Here is an 18,131-nt window from a genome sequence, read left to right as displayed (position 1 = left end):
AAGGTTTTGTTTTATCCACAATGTTTATTGTTAGTGCTTCAACTAATCCGCTTTGCATATATAATTAAGTATTATTGGACTTGATCAGAGGTTTCTTAATAAGGGTACTGGCAATTTCCGCATATAATCGATTTAACAACAATTAAAACAATATTCGTTTATATTAGGAATAACATCTTTGTTTTCATTTAGATAATTAGCATATGGCCAAAATTCGAAGACTAGCTGCAATTATGTTCACCGACATTGTCGGGTTTACCTCTCTTATGGGTGCCGATGAAGATAATGCTATAAAAATTCTGGATAAAAACCGGGAATTTCATCGTTCTTTTGTCAATAAGTACCGTGGAGAATGGCTCAATGAAATGGGAGATGGAATTCTTTCCAGTTTCTCTACCCCTACCGATGCGGTTCGCTGCGCGTGCGAAATCCAGAGAGAAGCAATAAATGCCGGTATCGGGCTGCGTGTCGGCATCCACCAAGGCGAAGTCATTTTTGAAAACAGTGCTGTCCTTGGCGATGGCGTAAATGTGGCGTCACGACTGCAGGATCTGGCTGAAAAAGGCAGTATCAATATCTCTGGTGCGGTCTACAATGATATCAAAAACAAAACAGGCATTGAGGTTGAGTATCTCGGCGAGAAATCATTTAAAAATGTCGTTGAGCCAATCAAAGTATACAAGGCTAGGTGCGATCTCAGTCTGCCTGAGCTGAACAGGCCAGCCCAGTCACAATCTTATACAAAAGACATGAGACCGTCTGTTGCGGTGCTTCCGTTTGTGAATATGAGCAATGATCCCGAGCAGGAATATTTTTGCGATGGCATTACGGAAGATATCCTCAATGACCTTACCCAATTGAAAGATATTCGGGTGGTTGCACGAACTTCAAGTTTTGCCTACAAAGACAAGAATCAGGATATTCGTGATATCGGTTTGCAATTGAGCGTAGATACCATCGTCGAAGGTAGTGTCAGGAAAGCAGGCAATCAATTGCGTATCACGGCACAGCTGATTAATGTGGCGGATGGTTTTCATCTTTGGTCAGACCGTTATGACCGTGAGCTAGAAGATGTATTTGCGATTCAAAATGAAATTTCAAAAAGTATCGTTGAATCTCTGGAAATTGAGCTCAGTACCAAGGATCGTCGCAAAATAGAAAAAGCCAAAACCCAGAATGTTAAGGCTTACGATCATTACATCAAAGGTCGATCTTATTTACATCGCATTCACAGGAATACCACTAATTACGCGATTCAATTGTTTACTCAGGCGATTGATATTGATAAGAGCTATGCCTTGGCTTACTCGGGTCTTGCAGATAGTTATGCGCAGTATTATATGTATTTTGAGAGGAAAAAATCGACGCTACAAAAAGCACTCGATTTAAGCCAGAAAGCCCTCCAGCTCGACCCCGATCTGGCAGAATCACATTCTTCACGCGGGATCGCATTGTCGCAGAATGGTGATTATCAGGAAGCGGAACAGGAATTTGAAAAAGCGCTGCAAATCAACCCTAATCTATTTGTTGCCAATTATCAGTATGCACGTGCCAGTCGCGCACAAGGCAAACTATCGAAAGCCGTCCATTTGTTTGAAGCAGCATCTAAAACACGACCTGATGACTATGAATCGTCGGTTTTTTTAGTCGCCGCTTATGATGATTTAAACGAAACAGAAAAACGTGATAAAGAAATTAAGCGTTGCATCAAGGTGGTGAATAATCACCTTGCATTAAACCCTGGTGATTCGCGTGCGCTGTATCTTGGGGCACAAGTGCTCATCAGGGCTGGCGAAAAGGATGAGGCTGTAAAATGGATGGAAAAGTCAATGACGATCGATCCGGACGAGCCATCTGTATATTACAATGCCGCTTGTCTCAGCGCATTAATGGGTAATATTGAAGATGCCATCAAACACTTTGAATTCGCCATTGGCGCAGGATACGTTTCAAAAGAATGGATAGAAAATGATTCTGATCTGGACCTGATTCGCGACCACCCGAAATTCATTGAAATATCACAAATGCTTGAAGCCTGAATTTTTGTAATTGAGTAATCCTAAAACGTTACGTTCTCACCTTATCAAGTAGCGTAGTAGGTTGGATTGCATTGCCTTTATCTGATCTACAGAGCTTTAGTGTTTGAAGCATAAAGACCCCATTTGATAAAAAAGTGCGCCAAAGTAGGGGGGTGTCGTTTTAAATGATTTCCTGATTATGATTGAATGTTGATCGTATTTACCTCAAAGTGTTTCTTCATTTCACAACATCCTATAGAATTCCAAGCACCCAAACCCCAAGGTGATGTTTAGACTATCACCGACATAATAATTAAAAATCACCTGAGTGATTAAATAAACCATACCAGTTGAGCGCGAGAGAGATGCATAAGATCACTTTAATGAATTCAAAAGGTGGTTGCGGTAAAACGACTATCGCTACTAATTTAGCCGCATATTATGCGACTAAGGGCTATTCCACCTGTTTGTTTGATTTTGACCCGCAGGGTTCAAGCGTGCATTGGTTAAGCCGCCGCAGCGAGAGTAGGCCGTCAATATACGGGTTTGCTGCTAGCGATAATAAAATGTCCCCGGTTAATTCTGAGCAACAAGCACCCGCTGATTCGGAGATTGCTATTATCGATTCACCCGCGGGTGTCGCGTTAGATGATGCAATGCTACAGGCATTGGTTAAAAATACTGATACGCTTTTGATGCCGGTTTTACCATCGCCGATTGATATCCATGCCTGCGCTCACTTCATTGAGAAATTATTGATTCAAGGTGGAGCGAAACAGAACGGATTAAAAATGAGTAATATTGGTATTATCGCAAATAGAGTGAAGACCAATACGGTTGCCTATCGCAAACTTCATAAATTTTTAGACCGATTAGGGATTCCCTTTGTCGCCAGCCTGAATGATGCACAGAATTATGTCTTTGCACATGACCAGGGATTAGGCGTACACGAACTCAACAAAAGCCGTAATGTAAAAGATCAGGAGCAGTGGGCTGAGTTACTCAACTGGCTTGATACTAAAGCCTTGGAACATTCTGATATGAATAAACAGGCTGGTAATTTTTAATTAAACGATAGACCCCGTTAAAAAAAACGCCCCAAAGTAGGGGGGTGACATAGTTAATCTCAGTGCCTACCAATCTAATTTTCTATTTTGATGGAAATTCAAGAGTTTTGTGAAATATTCACATTTGAGATCTTTGTTTGTGCTTAATATGCAACTCACAAATCACTAATCAATAATCAATAAGGGCTGGGTATATGAGTAAGCAAGTTTTTAAAACTGTATTTATTTTCTTTATTTTACAGTTATTGGCTGTAACTTCGATTTCAGCAGCAGTTCCCGTTAACGATGAGTTAGGCAATGCGACTATTATCGGTGCTTTCCCATTTACTGATACCGTTTCAGCGGCAGATTCTGATGACGCTACCAGTGAAGCTGATGAGCTAGAATGTTCTAGCGGTTTTTATAATGGCACTTGGTGGTATTCTGTGACTTTGAGTGAAAGTGGTGAGCTTACTGCTGATGCTATGTCATTAAATCCTGCGTTAATATTACCCACTGATATGAGTAACCAAACTGCTGTGAATGTGGCAATTTATTCTGGAACCACTCATCCCCTTACTGAATTAGCCTGCGAAGGATCATTTGTTCGTGTGCCTGATCCAAGTGATCCGGGTTACACAATGGTAGATATCACACAAAGCATTATAAATCCAACGGTGACTGCGTTGGTGCCAGCAGGTACATATTATATTTTAGTAGGAAATAGCACCAATACTCCAACGGTAGGTGATATTCAAGTTAACGTTGCTTTTACACCTGCGGCATTACCTGCTCCAGTAGCAGAAAATATCCCTGTTAATAACCCTTTAGCTTTACTGCTTCTGATTTTAGGATTGTTCTCAATCACTTTAATGAAGAAAAGAAATCAGTAATAGACAAGTCAATAATAAAAAAAACGCCCCCAAAGTAGGGGGGTGATATTTAGTCTATAGTATTTCTATATATGTTGATTTTAAGTATTAATAAAGTTGCTTTTAAAGGAGTGAGTTAATTATGCTAAAACGTTTTGTAATATTGGTAGCCAGCTCGGTGTTGTTATTTGCTTGTAATACTAGCGAAGTGAAGGATTCTGATGCAGGCAGTGTTGCAAGCTCTAAGGCCAAAGGTATGAAGAGCGCCCCAAAGCGAGTTAATTCTGAAGAATTTTTGGCCGCTCATAATAGGGCGCGAGCCGCTGAGGGTGTACCAGCGTTGGTTTGGTCTGAGGACCTTGCACGTTATTCGAAGCAATGGGCTGAAGAACTTAACCGGACTAAGAGTTGTGACATTGTTCATCGTCCCAGGTCTGGAAAGTTTAAACAGTTGTATGGCGAGAATTTGTATTATGCGAGTGCTTTAAATTGGAGTAGTGGCAAAAAACAAATCCAGAATATTACTTCATCTAAAGTTGTGAGTGACTGGGTATCTGAGAAAGCTAATTATAATAACAAAACGAATAGCTGTAATGCTGGTGAAATGTGTGGACATTATACGCAGGTGATGTGGAAGAATTCCACGGCTGTGGGTTGTGCAGTTTCTGTATGTGACAATAAATCACAGGTTTGGGTGTGTAATTATAATCCGCCAGGGAATTATCCAGGACAACGTCCGTTTTAAAAGATTTTTTGGTTATAAGCCCGCTAGGTTAAATAAGGAATGTCGTCCGAAATCTGTTGCGAATTGCAGATGTTTAAGTCGGATACCACTGCGTTAAACTCTTTTGTGGCTTAACTTTGCTCTCGAATTAAAGTTTGAGAATAAGATGCCTGTAAAAAACGCCCCAAAGTAGGGGGGAGCACTTATAAAAATATAACCACCCAGTTGCATTGTCCTATTACTATTTATTCGTTTGTTTAAGCCACTAACTCATCAATATAAATCATAACTGAGCGGGTTATATTAATCGCATATTTCACCTCGGAGTTAGTGACGTGGTTTTCATTTTTGTTCTGATAACTTAAATCATCTATCGTTTCTGTCAGCAGAGTTGTAGTTCGCAACATTGAGAGTGATGAATCATTTAGATTAACAATTTTTTGGCTGATGCTATTTTGTTGTTTTAAATGCTCATTAACCTTAGCCTGCAAAATAGAAATGGAGTCATTATCATCCGTAGTGATTGCTAATTTCTTGCATGTTTGTTGTAGAAAGTTTTTTAAAGCCGCATGGATTAAGCGTATCGATTGCGCTGTGCTATTTGAATCTAAAAGTTCTTGAGCAGCATCTAAGGTTTCATAGGGGTTTTGATTTTCATCAGGAAGGTTAGCGTAGGAATCCGTATCTTTTTCGGGATTCTCTGCAGTTTGCTTGTCTGTACTTTTTTCTAATGCATCCTCGATAATTGCTTCAATTTCCGCATGGAAGTTTTCATCTTTTCTGAGGCTCATGGTTTTTACACCCGGCATTTCCCAGATCACTTTCAGATTATCGCCGTCTTTATTTAAGATAAATGCCACAGCTTTGGCACAATCCTTTTCTAAGTTGTCTTCGTAACTACCATTATCCCAACTCTCTTCATCGTAAAAATGCGTGTGCTGTTGCGCATATGTTTCGCTATCGGTTTGTTGAAACAGATCTTTCCAATCGCGGACATTGAAATATTCCATCAGAACAATGGAAAGTAATTTTTGTTGTTCTGTTGTTAATACGTGCATTGAGCGAGCTCTTTTAGTTTTAAGTATTTTAGAATGAAACACCTTTATAAAAAAACCTCTATAAGTAGGGGGGTGACATTTTCTCTTAAAAAGATTATTCGTTTTAGATATTTAATCAATCTTGAAACATTACTGTCACATAGATTTAATTTTATTGTCACATTAACAGAATATCCTGTCCCTGTTATCTGAAGAATTACGATAGCTACTTAAACGATAAAAGCCTAGGAGATAAAAATCTTGAGGTTAAAAAATATGGAGTACAGGAAATGTCTATTAAGCAAAACAATGAAAACTACGGCGATGATTACGATTTTGAAAATGATGATATATATAAAGAGAGTGATATAAACGCGAGTTTGGATGACGGTTTTGATCTGATTTTTAAAAATTCAAAAGCAATCAATAAAAAGCAAAAAGCTAAATCACGTAAACATGCACGTCGTCAGGTAGAGGATTATATGGAGCGTAAAGCATTCAAGGAAAAGATGAAAGATTGGGATAACGGCTTTGATTTTTGAAGCGAATCCCCCCCCTATAAGTAGGGGGTGTCTTTGTTCTAATCACTACAAGTCAAAAAACTATAAGTAAAAAACGTACAAATACGTGGTTAGAAATAAGGTACTACAAATATAATACTGTAATTGCTACTCTGACCCAGAGTATCATTAGTATTAACATGCTGATAATAAATACATTTTTTCGCCACTTTAGTTTATTCGAGGTAGTGTGAATATAGCTATGTGCTAAACGTGAAAGGAGAAATGCCCATGATAATAATACATAGAATGTATCGCTAGTATTCAGCGCGACTAACAGAATCATCGCGGTGTAATACAACGGCGGTATTTCTAATAGATTATGAAAGTGTTGGGTAACTTTGAGCAGATACTCAGGGAGTTCAACATGGTTATAGAGCCTGAAATAACGTGGATCTAGACCATCTTTCAATACCGCTTTATAGCGTAGCTTTAGCATCCATAGCATCACGCCAAAAGTTAGAAAGATCATTACTATCATTGGTAATAGCATAGCGGCTTGCTGAGTCATCGGGGTTTTCCTTGTTATGTTGAGGTTCTTGGGAGTTCATCATCTTAAAGTTAATTATGATATGTTAAACAACATATTATAGTTTTCATTAGAATCGATTTATGCCTTTATCAAAACAACATAAACAAACGAGTCACGATAAAATCCTCAGTAGTGCAATTACACTCTTTTCGACCAAAGGGTTTGATCAAGTGTCTATCGATGAATTAATGAATCATGCAGGTCTGACGCGTGGGGCGTTTTACGCACATTTTGAGAGTAAGCAAGCGGTCTACGCAAAAGCAGTTGTTGCGGGTGCTAAACGCACTGAAATATCTAGAGTGAAACCAGATGATTTTGATGATCAGCAATGGATTAAGTATCTGGTAAATGACTATTTGAGTCTGGAACATATCAATCAGGAACATTCTCCATGCCCATTGGCATTTTTAGTGACAGATATCGCGAACGGCGAAAGTGAAGTAAAAGAGGCCTATACGAAGGTATTCAGAGGGCTCAATACTGCGATGCATAAACGTATTTCAAAAGTGACAGAAGACACGAAAAAGCCCGAAGTCAGTAAAGAAGATATCTACGCCGCAACAGCAATGATGATTGGTAGCGTAGCCATTGGAAGAGCCTTAAACGATGAATCGTTAACCTCAGACCTTTTAAAGAGTAGCCGTCAAAGTGTTTTTGAGTTACTAAAGCTTTGATTAAGGGTTAATAAAAAGTTAATAAAAAATACATAAAACCCCCTATAAGTAGGGGGGTGTGTTTTTTATACTATTATTGAGTGAGTAGTCTTATGTTTTAATGAAAACCGCAGGAGAGCTCATGAAAGCCGTTAAGAAACAGAAAGCTAAGCAACAGATGGCTAAGCAACAAACGGCTAGGCAACAAATGGCAGTAACTTTATGCACTCTGATATTTAGTGTTGCTTTTGTAGTACCTCTTAATGCCGATGAAACCTGTGATGCTCAAGCGCTTTACGAGAAACTCGATGCTGAAACCAGCGGTGATATCTCGCGTTGTGATATTCAGATCAAAGCGCCTAAAATCAAAGAATGCCCATTACCCAAGACGTTTAGTGGTGGGGAACGGCCAGCTTCTCATGTCGTGTTATTGATGGATGCGTCTGGCTCGATGGCGGGTAAGCTGGGTGGTAAATCGAAGATGTCGATTGCAAAACGTGAGTCGTTACGTTTTCTCGGAGCTCTGCAAAAAGATGTACCGGTGGGAATGATCGTTTATGGGCACAAAGGCGATAACACCAAAAAGGGTAAAGCTGAATCGTGCGATTCGGTCGAATGGTTACACAGACCTGGCGCGATAAAATCTAAACTAAAAAATAGCATCAATGCTTTGAAGCCCGTTGGTTATACACCTATGGGGGATGCGCTGGATTTCACCTTGGCTGAATTACAAAAGGTGCGAATCCCTAAAAAGAAGAAAGATTCGATTCCGATTGTTTATTTATTATCCGATGGTAAAGAAACCTGTGGCGGTGATCCTGTCGCATCTGCAAAAGCGTTGCATGAGTCGGGTGTTCGTGCGGTGGTGAATGTTATCGGATTTGATGTGGGCAAAGAGACACGCAAGCAGCTGGAAGAAATTTCTGAAGCGGGTGGTGGCAAGTATTTTCCTGCAAAAGATGCCAAAGCATTGCGTAAACAACTTACCGCAGCGCACGATACTGAAATGTCCTTATTGCAATATGAGCGTTGTTTATTCTTTAATCTGTCACATACTGTTGGCGTCCATAATAATGCCTTGCTTGATGCGATTAAATGCCAGACTCGTGAAATTACCAATCCACATAGAGAGCTACAAAAGAAATTAAAGACTTTGGTTGCCGAGGGTGCAATTGATAAGGAATGCGCCAGCCAAACTAAACTTCTTGCTTATAAACAGAATTTAGAAGATGGCCGTTGGCTTCTAGATAAAAACAGAGAAATTCGCGCACATCAGGAAAAAGCGTTAGAGAAAATGGAGAAGGGTTCTATCTGGAAATCAATTAAATAACGCAATAGAAACAGGAAATAAAAAAGTGCCCCAAAGTAGGGGGGTGTCATCAGTATAAAATAATGAAATCAAAATCAATTAAATATGAAACATCTATAACATGAAGCATCTAAAACCTGGAAAATATAAACACTATAAAGGTGGTGAATACGAAGTAATAAGCCTTGCAAGGCATTCCGAAACGATGGAAGTGATGGCCATTTATAAACCACTCTATCCTCTGGAAGAGGGTGAACTGGAGACCTGGGTAAGGCCCGTGGAGATGTTTTATGATGAGATAGAGTTGCAAGGGGAAACTGTGTTACGTTTTACATTTATGGGTGATTAGTTTTTTAATTGTTTGATTTTGTTATATCTTTCAAATTTAACCGATAAAAACGCCTATACTGTAATGAATAGTAAATGGCTAATTATTCACATTATTAAAAGGAGTGGTCGTGATTAAGGGAATAAGAAACGAATCGAAGAGTAGTTTGTTTTCTGTAATGAACAGACTCATTTTTATCATGGTTTCCAGTCTGTTTTTAGTGGCCTGTGGTGGCGGAAGTTCTAGTTCAAATGATGATGATCAAGAGATACCGACTGATCCAGCCCGTGGTGAATTTAAATCAATTAGCAGTAAAACGGCCAATTCTATAACGGATATTCAGACTGCGATTAATGTGGCGGGTGGGCAGAATATTACGGTTCAATATGCAGTTGATACCTATAAAATAGAGTATATGACGGTTGATTCATCGGGTGAGTTGATTTTAGTATCTGGCATGATAGCCATTCCTGCCAAATCGTCACCTAGTCCTATTATTAGTTATCAGCATGCCACCACCTTCACTAATGATGAAGCCCCTAGTGAGCAGTTAACACCCAGTGAAAAGAGCATTGAAATTGCGCTCGCCTCTTTGGGATATATTGTTTTCTCTGCGGACTATATTGGTTTTGGTTCGTCGCTAGGCGTCGATCATCCTTATCTGCAAAAAGATACATCTGCCTACACCGTGACTGACATGCTGAAGGCATCTAAAACGTGGTTAGACACAACATCCATTCAAAGTAATGGCCAATTGTTTATGACGGGTTATTCGCAAGGTGGTTATGTAACCATGGCGGCATTGCAGGATTATCAGGCTAACCCTCAACAAGGGATGGATGTGGTTACCGCAGTGATGGGAGCAGGGCCATACAATTTGAATTTGGCGCTGAATGAATTGGTAGAGGAAAATCTGGGCTTTTCAATTCCTACGATTAACCTTCCGGGTGATTTGGCCGATGGTATTGTCAGCATTATCGAGTCGGCATTTATCCCTCAAGATGCCGACGTGGGATATGAAACGACCTTCCTTGATCGCTTTTTAGAGAATGATCGTCAGGATAACGTGCATGACTGGAAACCGAATGTGCCAGTGACATTGTTCCACGGCGAAGATGATGAGACGGTGCCCATCATTAGCTCAGAAAGTACGCTAAGTACGATGCTGGCTTTGGGTGCTGATATCGAATTAATCAAATGTACTGCAGTCCCGTCGGGCCACAAAGATTGTGTGCCAGAATACGTAGAGTTAGTGGTACAGATATTTGGTGGATTACGTAATGATTAATCTGGTGACAGATTAAGCTTAATCGACACTGATCAGATGATCATAATGAATAGAATTATCAATCAATAATAGTCATCCCCCTATCACGTTTTATAAACGTAAAAAAACTGCCTCAAAGTAGGGGGGTGACTTTAAAAATCCTTGTTTCCAGAATGCTTGCTTCCAGAGCACTGACTTTTAGGTTGTCTAAACCAATTATTCACCAATTTTGTGGCGACGTCCTTTTGCTGCTTTTTTCTCGGCCTTGGCAGCTTTCTTTTCTTTAGCTGTCATTAAAGGCTCTTTCTTGGTTGCTTTCTTACTGTTTAATCCTTTGCTCATAGTGTACTCCTGGCTTTTATTGTGTGTTATTTACATTATTGCTGATGGCAATAGGGGCAGCCTCTGTACTGTTTGAGATGAAAATGATACCTACGAAAATAAAAAGGAATGATCAGAAATCAAAAGGAATTATTAAAAGTAGTCCGGCTTCAGTGTGTTGTGGCAAGGGCGCCATTCGGCAAGAAGTTGCGGAGGAGGGATGAAAAACCAATATACCCTATATAAAAATACGTTGTCGGATTAAACAGAAATAAAGTCAGTTTCATTCATTTTGTTATAAATCGATGTTATTGACGATAAACGGTTATACTTGGTACTGCAGAGTTCTGCGATTAATTATTATAAAAGAGAAAAATATGAGTAAAGGTACAGTTAAGTGGTTCGACGCGGCTAAAGGTTTTGGTTTTATTACTCCTGAAGACGGTAGCAAGGATTTATTCGTGCATCATTCAGAAATTCAGGCAGGCGGCGAATACGCAACACTTGCTGATGGACAAGCAGTAGAATATGAACTTGGCCAAGGCCAGAAAGGTCCTTGTGCAAATAAAGTGACTGCAGTTTAAGTAACACCGTTAAGCAATATCGTTTAAGCAGCACAGTTTAAACAGTAAAAATCTTTTGGAGGTGTTTAAGATGCCTCCAAAAGTATCAAGTAATAAATCTAGGTTTTAACTCACTTAAATCTACTTTTTTGATCTCAATATTCATCTAGTCAGATTAATCAAATAGCTGTAATCAAAGAACTGTAATCACCAACACGTTTAAATTTCCCAATCTGGAATACCCTTGAAGCGTTTTACCAGAAAATCTAAAAACGTCCTTTGTGCGGCGGATACATGATGTCGCGATAAATAAACTCCCCAGATGCCAAGCTCCGCTGGCTCCCAATCGCTTAGTAACTTTACCAGTTTCCCCTGTTGAATCAGTGGTCCGGCGATATAGCTCGGTTGAAGTGCGATACCGGCGTTATCAAGAATAGCTTGTGTGATAGCCGCTGCTTCATTCACTCTTAAATTTCCTGTCACCGGGACGACTATTTCTTCATCGTTTCCTTGACCACTACCAACAATACCGCCATTGCTGTTTGGATTTATAGGAGACAAGCGCCATTCGCTTTTACCAAAATTAGTGTAGGTCAAACAGTTATGATGTTGTAAATCGTCCGGATGTTCGGGGGCGCCATGGCGTTCCAGATATTTAGGCGTTGCACAAATAATAGATTTACACGGTGCAATTTTCCGAGCGACGATATTGGGGTCGAGCTCGCCAGCTATTCTAATGGCTAAATCGACCCGCTCTTCGATTAGGTTTACGCTGCGATCAAGTAACAATAAATCGATAGTGACCTTTGGGTAATGTTCTAAATAATCGGTAATCGCCCGCGTTAAATGGGTGGCTCCAAATGAAACGCTGGATGTGATTCGTAATTGGCCGTGCGGTTCAATATCTCTTTTACCGGAGATGTCCTGTAATTCCTGACTGATTGCGAGCATCTGCCGACAGCTGTTCAAGCAGGCTTCTCCCGCATCGGTAAGGCTTACTTTGCGCGTGGAACGTTGCAGCAATCTGCTGCCTAACCAGCGCTCAAGTTCGGTGACATGTCGCGTAACCATCGAACGTGATAAGTCTAAATGTTCTGCCGCAGCAGTAAATCCGCCCCTATCAGCCACTTCGGTAAAGATTTTCATCGCCATTAATTTATCCATTAGTGCGTATATTGCAACAATGTAGTGCGATATGTCACGTTTATTTGCCCGTTTTTAGTACATATACTTTCTCACATCGAAACATTACTTCGAAAAACAATTAAAGGAATATAGGAATAAACACTGTGAAAACGACTATTTTAAAAGGCATCAGCCAATTTTTATTACCCGCTGTACTAACACTTACGACAATGTCATCGGTACAGGCGGCAACGGAATCTGAGTTAGAATTTCAGGTATATAACGGCGGAGAAAATAGCTTTTTCGTCAATTCAGTATTGGTAACCGGTAAAAAGGATGCGGTATTGATCGACGCACAATTTACCAAAGCCAAAGCACATCAGTTGGTTGCAGAGATTTTGAACAGTGGCAAGCAGTTGAAGATGGTATACATCAGCCACGGCGATCCTGATTACTACTTTGGACTGGAAGTGATTAAACAGGCATTTCCTGACGTTAAAGTGTTCGCCACCGAACCAACAGTAAACTGGATTAAAAAAACGGTTGATAAGAAAGTTGGATTCTGGGGACCAAAAATGGGCGCTAATGCACCGACAAAGCCAGTGATTCCCGAGGTAATCAAAGGGTCATCGTTCGACTTGGAAGGGCATAGTTTTAACATCGTTGGTTTAGATGGTGACTTACCGGGCAGAACATTTCTCTGGGTACCTGACCTCAAAGCCGTAATGGGTGGCGTTAATGTGTTTGCAGGTTTGCACTTGTGGACTGCAGATACGCAAACTAAAGCGTCGCGCAAAGCGTGGGCGAGTACGCTGGATAATATTCTGGCGTTAAATCCGACTACGGTCATTCCGGGACATGCTGCGAATCAGGATGTACAGGATAGCTCTCTAGTTAAATACAACCTTAAATATTTAGCCGATTTCGAACAAGCCCTTGAAACGCATAAAACGTCTGCGGCTTTGATTAAATCTATGCAGGCTAAATATCCTGAGAATAAGTTAGGCCTTGCCTTGGAGATAGGTGCGAAAGTAAATACAGGCGAGATGAAGTGGTAAATCCCCTTCATTTTGTCTTGCTTGGATACGGAAATAAATAATATGAAAATGAAAACACTAGAGTATATATTCGACCCGCTTTGTGGCTGGTGTTATGGCGCTGCACCGTTAATTGCGATACTAGAAGCACACCCCAATGTATCTTTAAAATTGCACGGTGGAGGAATGATGTCGGGTTTGAACACTAAGGCGGTTACTTCTCAACTACGTGACTTTGTGCAACCACATGATGCGCGAATTGCAGAATTAACAGGGCAATTATTCAGTGATGAATATAACAATGGTTTATTGAAAGATGAAACAGCCATATTGGATTCAACCCCACCTATCGCAGCCATTATTGCAGCAGAACAGTGGGATAAAGCGCCAGCCATGTTGCATGCCATTCAACAAGCCCATTATGTAAAAGGTTTAAAAGTGGCAGATGTAGAAGTCTTGAAAGCGTTGGCTAGGGATATTGAAATCCCTGTCGATGAATTTGAGCGCGTGTTCGAAGACGTTATAAACAATCAGGTCGATGCACATATTCAACAGAGTAGGGAGTTACTGAGTAAGGTTGAAGGTAATGGTTTTCCAACGTTGTTTGAAGTCAGAGAGTCGCAAATAATCAGTCATCCTATTTCTAACTATTATGGAAAGCCTGAGGCATGGCAGGCGTATCTGGATAGTCAACTATTCACCTAATCAACCAACTACATAATCAACTAAAGCAATCTAAATAACAGGCAAATGTCTTGGATAGCTTAACAATAAAATTTGGAGACAATAATGAATACTGCACTTAACACAACACTTAACACAACACTTAACACAACACTTAACACGACAATGAAAACACCATTACTTAATAGAATATTTGCTACAGATGAGAGTCTTTCATCACTTATCTTACGAATTCCAATAGGAGTGATTTTTATCGCTCATGGTGGGCAAAAGTTATTTGGACTATTCGGTGGATATGGACTTGAAGGTACGGCTAAATGGATGGCTTCTATCGGTTTAGAGCCTGGCTATTTAATGGCGCTAATGGCTGGTAGCGCTGAGCTTTTTGGTGGTTTAGCATTGATTCTTGGATTATTGGTACGACCAGCAGCTTTGGTTTTGGCGGTTACCATGCTAGTAGCGATCTTTAGTGTTCATTTTTCGAATGGTTTGTTTATCAGCAATAAAGGTTATGAGTTTGCTTTGGCACTGTTTGCAGCATCGGCGGCTCTGGTATTCAGTGGAGCAGGTCGTTTTTCATTGGATGGAATAATAAGCAAGTGAACGTAATCGATTTGATATATGAAACACGCGGAGAAGTTTAGATGAATAGGAGACAGTGGTTAAAATTTAGCACACTTGCAGGCCTTGGTTTGGTAACCAGGACCTGGGCTGATACTTTTAGCAACTCAACCATAGAGTCACTCAAAGCTCTGCCTAAATCGCCCACGATGCCTGTGATGTTTATTGGTCACGGTAGCCCGATGAATGCGATCAATGAGAACTCGTTCAACAAAAGCTGGCGAAAAATAGGTAAGCAGTTTGGTGAAGGCTCTGACGCTAAGTGGACTAAACCTTCGGCTATCCTCGTGATTTCGGCGCACTGGCAAACAACTGGGGGAATTGGTGTTCTCGCCAGCGAAGAGCCTGAGACTATTTATGACTTTGGTGGTTTTCCGCAAAAACTTTATGATCAGACCTATCCTGCTCCAGGTTCTTTAACAACGGCTGAAGTAACCAAGCAACTATTGCAAACACAGCGACATACGCCCAATACACCCATTATCTTAGATGAAGACCGCGGTTTTGATCATGGTGTCTGGTCGGTTTTGTTGCCGATGTTTCCCAAGGCAGATATTCCTGTACTGCAAATAAGTCTGGATCGGAATTTACCACACAATATTCACTATGATTTGGCAAAACAGCTTTCTGCTCTAAGAGAGCGCGGTGTGCTTATCATTGGAAGTGGAAATATGGTTCACAACCTGTATGCAGAGCGCATGCCGAATAGCAAACCGTATGATTGGACTTTGGAATTTGAGCAAAAGATGACGGATTGGATAGAACATCGTGACGATCAATCCATCATCAAAATATCGCAAACGATGCCCAAGCTCACATCTTTAGCGCACCCAACACATGAGCATTTCTTGCCGCTTATCTATACATTAGGAGCAAAGAGTGAGAAAGACAAAATCAGTTTTTTCAATACAGGATATGGGTCGAGTGCGATAGCGATGCGTTCCGTAATATTTGAAGCGTAGTGTTCCTGGTAAATTTAAACAACAAAAACCCCCTGTAAGTAGGGGGGTGGCTATTATATATTGTCTTAATAAAGCAAAACTCTCGCAAAACCCAAATATTAATCCTAGACCTTATTCAAGGCTATTTGTGATTGAAAATCTGGCTGGTTAAAATCAATTTTTAACGAATGATTGAAAGGATATCGGGATGTTTTTTAAAACGATTAATTTGTGTGGCTTAGCCCTTTTCTATGAAAATTGCTAAAGCGCTCTTAGTTTTATCAACGGTTCTGATATTTTTAATTATTGCGGGGTGCTCGTCGATGAAATCAACAGACGTTTTAAATTTCGTTTTGCCTGCGAGCGGCTATGTTAAAACAACATTGCATTACGGAAGTAATCCTCGGCAGTCTCTGGATGTTTATAAACCTAAAATAGAAGAAAATACAGAAACTAAAGCAGCTAACAATAAAACCCCGATTGTCTTTGTTTACGGTGGTGCATGGCGCAAAGGTAGCAAGGAAGATTATGAGTTTGTCGCACACGCTCTGGTCGGGCTTGGACATACGGTGATCGTTCCTGATTATCGGCTATACCCGGAAGCGGAATTTCCTGAATTTGTAAACGACGTGGCTGAGGCGATGAGTTTTGTTGAGCAGAATGCAACTTCTTTACTCGGAAAACCACTAAAGCAGGTGATTCTCATGGGGCACTCGTCGGGCGCTCACACTGCCGCATTACTCGCAACGGATCCACAATATTTAAACAGCCGCAACGTTAAAACCGAGATAGCTGGTTTAATCGCAATCTCTGGTCCTTACGATTTACCGCTGGATGATCCGGAAGTGAAACCTGTTTTCAAAAACGTCAGTGAAAAAGAGGCTAATCCTGTGTTCAATATTCGTCCTGATATGCCACCTGTTTTATTGCTACATGGTGAAAAGGATGAACGCGTTTTACCATTTCACAGCAAACGCTTTGCAAAAGCGTTAACCACATCGGGCGCATCTGTAACGTTGAAGATATACCCCAGTGTGAACCATACGAGAATTATAGGAAGCCTCGCAGCGCCATTGCGTTTTCTGAATGATAGTTACAGCGATATAGATGCGTTTTTAACGCGTATCGATTGATTAACACGCCTCACGATTAAAATTAAGTGTATAAAAGCTTAAACCTAAACAAATCCACAAGAGAAATATATGTCTGATCTACCAGTGATGCTTCAGGAATTCTTTCAAATATCTAATATAAAAGAATTGTTATTCGCTTTTGTAATTGCGCTACCTATCGGCTGGAATCGCGAAAAAGAAAGTCGGAGCATGGGCTTACGTACTTTTCCGCTAGTTGCGGTAGCATCTTGTGGCTATATGCTAATTGGTAGTTCAGTCGTCGATGGTGATCCTGATGCCTTGTCAAAATTGCTCTATGGATTGATGACAGGCATAGGTTTTATCGGTGGTGGAGCAATTCTAAAAGATGGTGCAAGCGTTGAGGGTACGGCTACAGCAGCGAGTATCTGGAATACGGGTGCGGTAGGTGCGGCAGTTGCATTTCATCGATATGAAATTGCGGTTGTACTGGCGGTGATTAGCTTTATGATTTTATCTTTGGCAAAACCTATTAAAAACACACTTTCGGATTAATTGCTCGATCTGTAAAAGTGAGATTTGATTAGCTATCAAAACATAATAACAAATTTAAAAGTGAGCTTGCCACCCCATGAATTTATTTGGCAAGCCCATAAAGTGTAAGAGGGAGATAGTCCCTCTAATTATTCATTTACAGCAAAAAGTTTCCTCAATGCATCGCCGTGTCAAAATGCTCATCGTAACGAAAGATATAATCCTTATCGGCTAATGGAGCATGGCAACTTCTACATGAGGTAAAATCTTTAGTCGCAGGTGTTTTTGCGTCAGCAAGATAAGCACCATATAACCAGTCACCATTATTAATGGTTCCTTTAGCTTGTTTACTGCCCCAGCCGGCGCCTTTTTCCATCACAAACACTTTAGATAATTTACCTTTTATGAGTTTGCCTTTTGAGTCTTTCAGTAATTCACCTGTAGGAGATTTTTGTGCGCCGTAGATTTCCATAATCGAAACGGTTCCATCAGGAAATGCGTTTCCTTTTTGGGTTTTCATACCTGTTTTATTAATATAAATCTCACGTACCTGACCCGTTTTCATTTTATCCACTGTACTGACAAACTTTGGCCAGCTACGATAATTGGCAGGTACCATAATGTCGCCATCATTTTTGGCGGTCATTGTTTTGCTTTTATGCATTCCAGTACTACAACCTATGGTTATAGCGCTAAGCCCTGCAATGGTGGTTATGGCGAGAGTTTTTGTGATTGTTGTCTTTTTGATATTGCCTGGTTTCATGTCTCATCTCCTTTTGTCAGCTTTGAATATCCGGCTGGATATGGGAGGGCTTACGCAGGCTGGATTAAAACCGGATTCATTTATTTTTGTTTTTTCTATGATTCT

The 18,131-nt window shown here is 40.4% G+C and carries 21 protein-coding genes; 16 read left to right on the top strand and 5 right to left on the bottom strand.

Features of this window, described 5'->3' with window-relative positions:
- The first annotated feature begins 203 nt into the window (after positions 1–203).
- From EV695_RS11555 to EV695_RS11540, 4 genes are all read left to right on the top strand, one after another.
- On the top strand, positions 204–2,039 hold the full coding sequence (locus EV695_RS11555) for a TPR end-of-group domain-containing protein (protein WP_131906068.1): 1,836 nt from the start codon (positions 204–206) through the stop codon (positions 2,037–2,039).
- 344 nt (positions 2,040–2,383) lie between these two features.
- The gene (locus EV695_RS11550) at positions 2,384–3,085 is read left to right on the top strand and encodes a ParA family protein (protein WP_131906067.1); all 702 of its coding nucleotides are present in this window, start codon (positions 2,384–2,386) and stop codon (positions 3,083–3,085) included.
- A 194-nt stretch (positions 3,086–3,279) separates the two neighbouring features.
- Positions 3,280–3,957 carry a hypothetical protein gene (locus EV695_RS11545; protein WP_131906066.1) on the top strand — a complete coding sequence of 226 codons (678 nt, stop codon included), beginning with the start codon at positions 3,280–3,282 and terminating at the stop codon, positions 3,955–3,957.
- A 121-nt stretch (positions 3,958–4,078) separates the two neighbouring features.
- The gene (locus EV695_RS11540) at positions 4,079–4,681 is read left to right on the top strand and encodes a pathogenesis-related family 1 protein (RefSeq protein WP_131906065.1); all 603 of its coding nucleotides are present in this window, start codon (positions 4,079–4,081) and stop codon (positions 4,679–4,681) included.
- A 236-nt stretch (positions 4,682–4,917) separates the two neighbouring features.
- Here EV695_RS11540 and EV695_RS11535 read toward each other — a convergent pair whose 3' ends face one another.
- Positions 4,918–5,718: a hypothetical protein gene (locus EV695_RS11535; protein ID WP_131906064.1), complete on the bottom strand. Its 801-nt coding sequence runs from the start codon at positions 5,716–5,718 to the stop codon at positions 4,918–4,920.
- Positions 5,719–5,987: 269 nt separating this feature from the next.
- Here EV695_RS11535 and EV695_RS11530 point away from each other — a divergent pair, with 269 nt between their 5' ends.
- On the top strand, positions 5,988–6,239 hold the full coding sequence (locus EV695_RS11530) for a PA3496 family putative envelope integrity protein (protein ID WP_131906063.1): 252 nt from the start codon (positions 5,988–5,990) through the stop codon (positions 6,237–6,239).
- A 103-nt stretch (positions 6,240–6,342) separates the two neighbouring features.
- On the opposite strand, the gene EV695_RS11525 is transcribed toward EV695_RS11530, so the two are convergent.
- Positions 6,343–6,768 (bottom strand): MAPEG family protein, encoded by a 426-nt coding sequence (locus EV695_RS11525; RefSeq protein WP_131906062.1) that lies wholly within the window; start codon positions 6,766–6,768, stop codon positions 6,343–6,345.
- 101 nt (positions 6,769–6,869) lie between these two features.
- On the opposite strand from EV695_RS11525, the gene EV695_RS11520 reads away from it, so the two are divergent.
- From EV695_RS11520 to EV695_RS11505, 4 genes are all read left to right on the top strand, one after another.
- The gene (locus tag EV695_RS11520) at positions 6,870–7,463 is read left to right on the top strand and encodes a TetR/AcrR family transcriptional regulator (protein WP_131906061.1); all 594 of its coding nucleotides are present in this window, start codon (positions 6,870–6,872) and stop codon (positions 7,461–7,463) included.
- 121 nt (positions 7,464–7,584) lie between these two features.
- A complete protein-coding gene (locus tag EV695_RS11515) occupies positions 7,585–8,772 on the top strand; it encodes a vWA domain-containing protein (RefSeq protein WP_165874693.1) in 1,188 nt (395 codons plus the stop codon).
- A 100-nt stretch (positions 8,773–8,872) separates the two neighbouring features.
- Positions 8,873–9,100, top strand: a complete 228-nt coding sequence (locus tag EV695_RS11510; protein WP_131906059.1) for a DUF1653 domain-containing protein — start codon at positions 8,873–8,875, stop codon at positions 9,098–9,100.
- Positions 9,101–9,209: 109 nt separating this feature from the next.
- Entirely contained in the window at positions 9,210–10,367 is a 1,158-nt protein-coding gene (locus EV695_RS11505) for an alpha/beta hydrolase family protein (RefSeq protein ID WP_131906058.1), read from the top strand.
- A 195-nt stretch (positions 10,368–10,562) separates the two neighbouring features.
- On the opposite strand, the gene EV695_RS20500 is transcribed toward EV695_RS11505, so the two are convergent.
- Entirely contained in the window at positions 10,563–10,688 is a 126-nt protein-coding gene (locus EV695_RS20500) for a hypothetical protein (protein ID WP_279388040.1), read from the bottom strand.
- A gap of 356 nt (positions 10,689–11,044) precedes the next feature.
- Here EV695_RS20500 and EV695_RS11500 point away from each other — a divergent pair, with 356 nt between their 5' ends.
- The gene (locus EV695_RS11500; RefSeq protein WP_131906057.1) at positions 11,045–11,251 is read left to right on the top strand and encodes a cold-shock protein; all 207 of its coding nucleotides are present in this window, start codon (positions 11,045–11,047) and stop codon (positions 11,249–11,251) included.
- A gap of 198 nt (positions 11,252–11,449) precedes the next feature.
- On the opposite strand, the gene EV695_RS11495 is transcribed toward EV695_RS11500, so the two are convergent.
- The gene (locus tag EV695_RS11495; protein ID WP_207907054.1) at positions 11,450–12,382 is read right to left on the bottom strand and encodes a LysR family transcriptional regulator; all 933 of its coding nucleotides are present in this window, start codon (positions 12,380–12,382) and stop codon (positions 11,450–11,452) included.
- 137 nt (positions 12,383–12,519) lie between these two features.
- Here EV695_RS11495 and EV695_RS11490 point away from each other — a divergent pair, with 137 nt between their 5' ends.
- From EV695_RS11490 to EV695_RS11465, 6 genes are all read left to right on the top strand, one after another.
- Positions 12,520–13,413, top strand: a complete 894-nt coding sequence (locus tag EV695_RS11490; RefSeq protein ID WP_207907053.1) for an MBL fold metallo-hydrolase — start codon at positions 12,520–12,522, stop codon at positions 13,411–13,413.
- Between the two features lie 42 nt (positions 13,414–13,455).
- Complete coding sequence (locus tag EV695_RS11485) at positions 13,456–14,097, top strand: DsbA family protein (RefSeq protein ID WP_131906055.1); 642 nt, start codon at positions 13,456–13,458, stop codon at positions 14,095–14,097.
- A gap of 84 nt (positions 14,098–14,181) precedes the next feature.
- Complete coding sequence (locus EV695_RS11480) at positions 14,182–14,679, top strand: DoxX family protein (protein WP_243651564.1); 498 nt, start codon at positions 14,182–14,184, stop codon at positions 14,677–14,679.
- A 41-nt stretch (positions 14,680–14,720) separates the two neighbouring features.
- Positions 14,721–15,659 (top strand): 4,5-DOPA-extradiol-dioxygenase, encoded by a 939-nt coding sequence (ygiD, locus tag EV695_RS11475; RefSeq protein WP_131906054.1) that lies wholly within the window; start codon positions 14,721–14,723, stop codon positions 15,657–15,659.
- A 302-nt stretch (positions 15,660–15,961) separates the two neighbouring features.
- Positions 15,962–16,771: an alpha/beta hydrolase gene (locus EV695_RS11470; protein ID WP_243651560.1), complete on the top strand. Its 810-nt coding sequence runs from the start codon at positions 15,962–15,964 to the stop codon at positions 16,769–16,771.
- A gap of 69 nt (positions 16,772–16,840) precedes the next feature.
- On the top strand, positions 16,841–17,284 hold the full coding sequence (locus tag EV695_RS11465; RefSeq protein ID WP_131906052.1) for an MgtC/SapB family protein: 444 nt from the start codon (positions 16,841–16,843) through the stop codon (positions 17,282–17,284).
- Between the two features lie 154 nt (positions 17,285–17,438).
- Here EV695_RS11465 and EV695_RS11460 read toward each other — a convergent pair whose 3' ends face one another.
- On the bottom strand, positions 17,439–18,026 hold the full coding sequence (locus tag EV695_RS11460) for a cytochrome P460 family protein (RefSeq protein WP_131906051.1): 588 nt from the start codon (positions 18,024–18,026) through the stop codon (positions 17,439–17,441).
- Positions 18,027–18,131 lie beyond the last annotated feature (105 nt).

The sequence above is a fragment of the Cocleimonas flava genome (assembly GCF_004339015.1).
GTDB classification, from domain to species: Bacteria; Pseudomonadota; Gammaproteobacteria; order Thiotrichales; family Thiotrichaceae; genus Cocleimonas; species Cocleimonas flava.
Note: the sequence above shows the minus strand (reverse complement) of the source record. Positions and strands in the feature narration are given on the sequence as shown.

What these genes read in the sequence shown, in the direction of transcription:
- EV695_RS11555 (WP_131906068.1), top strand. Translation starts at nt 204, where the DNA reads ATGGCCAAAATTCGAAGACTAGCTGCAATTATGTTCACCGACATTGTC.
- EV695_RS11545 (WP_131906066.1), top strand. Translation starts at nt 3,280, where the DNA reads ATGAGTAAGCAAGTTTTTAAAACTGTATTTATTTTCTTTATTTTACAG.
- EV695_RS11500 (WP_131906057.1), top strand. Translation starts at nt 11,045, where the DNA reads ATGAGTAAAGGTACAGTTAAGTGGTTCGACGCGGCTAAAGGTTTTGGT.
- ygiD (WP_131906054.1), top strand. Translation starts at nt 14,721, where the DNA reads ATGAATAGGAGACAGTGGTTAAAATTTAGCACACTTGCAGGCCTTGGT.
- EV695_RS11465 (WP_131906052.1), top strand. Translation starts at nt 16,841, where the DNA reads ATGTCTGATCTACCAGTGATGCTTCAGGAATTCTTTCAAATATCTAAT.
- EV695_RS11515 (WP_165874693.1), top strand. Translation starts at nt 7,585, where the DNA reads ATGAAAGCCGTTAAGAAACAGAAAGCTAAGCAACAGATGGCTAAGCAA.
- EV695_RS11535 (WP_131906064.1), bottom strand. Translation starts at nt 5,718, where the DNA reads ATGCACGTATTAACAACAGAACAACAAAAATTACTTTCCATTGTTCTG.
- EV695_RS11525 (WP_131906062.1), bottom strand. Translation starts at nt 6,768, where the DNA reads ATGACTCAGCAAGCCGCTATGCTATTACCAATGATAGTAATGATCTTT.
- EV695_RS11550 (WP_131906067.1), top strand. Translation starts at nt 2,384, where the DNA reads ATGCATAAGATCACTTTAATGAATTCAAAAGGTGGTTGCGGTAAAACG.
- EV695_RS11540 (WP_131906065.1), top strand. Translation starts at nt 4,079, where the DNA reads ATGCTAAAACGTTTTGTAATATTGGTAGCCAGCTCGGTGTTGTTATTT.
- EV695_RS11460 (WP_131906051.1), bottom strand. Translation starts at nt 18,026, where the DNA reads ATGAAACCAGGCAATATCAAAAAGACAACAATCACAAAAACTCTCGCC.
- EV695_RS11520 (WP_131906061.1), top strand. Translation starts at nt 6,870, where the DNA reads ATGCCTTTATCAAAACAACATAAACAAACGAGTCACGATAAAATCCTC.
- EV695_RS20500 (WP_279388040.1), bottom strand. Translation starts at nt 10,688, where the DNA reads ATGAGCAAAGGATTAAACAGTAAGAAAGCAACCAAGAAAGAGCCTTTA.
- EV695_RS11470 (WP_243651560.1), top strand. Translation starts at nt 15,962, where the DNA reads ATGAAATCAACAGACGTTTTAAATTTCGTTTTGCCTGCGAGCGGCTAT.
- EV695_RS11480 (WP_243651564.1), top strand. Translation starts at nt 14,182, where the DNA reads ATGAATACTGCACTTAACACAACACTTAACACAACACTTAACACAACA.
- EV695_RS11510 (WP_131906059.1), top strand. Translation starts at nt 8,873, where the DNA reads ATGAAGCATCTAAAACCTGGAAAATATAAACACTATAAAGGTGGTGAA.
- EV695_RS11530 (WP_131906063.1), top strand. Translation starts at nt 5,988, where the DNA reads ATGTCTATTAAGCAAAACAATGAAAACTACGGCGATGATTACGATTTT.
- EV695_RS11485 (WP_131906055.1), top strand. Translation starts at nt 13,456, where the DNA reads ATGAAAATGAAAACACTAGAGTATATATTCGACCCGCTTTGTGGCTGG.
- EV695_RS11495 (WP_207907054.1), bottom strand. Translation starts at nt 12,382, where the DNA reads ATGGCGATGAAAATCTTTACCGAAGTGGCTGATAGGGGCGGATTTACT.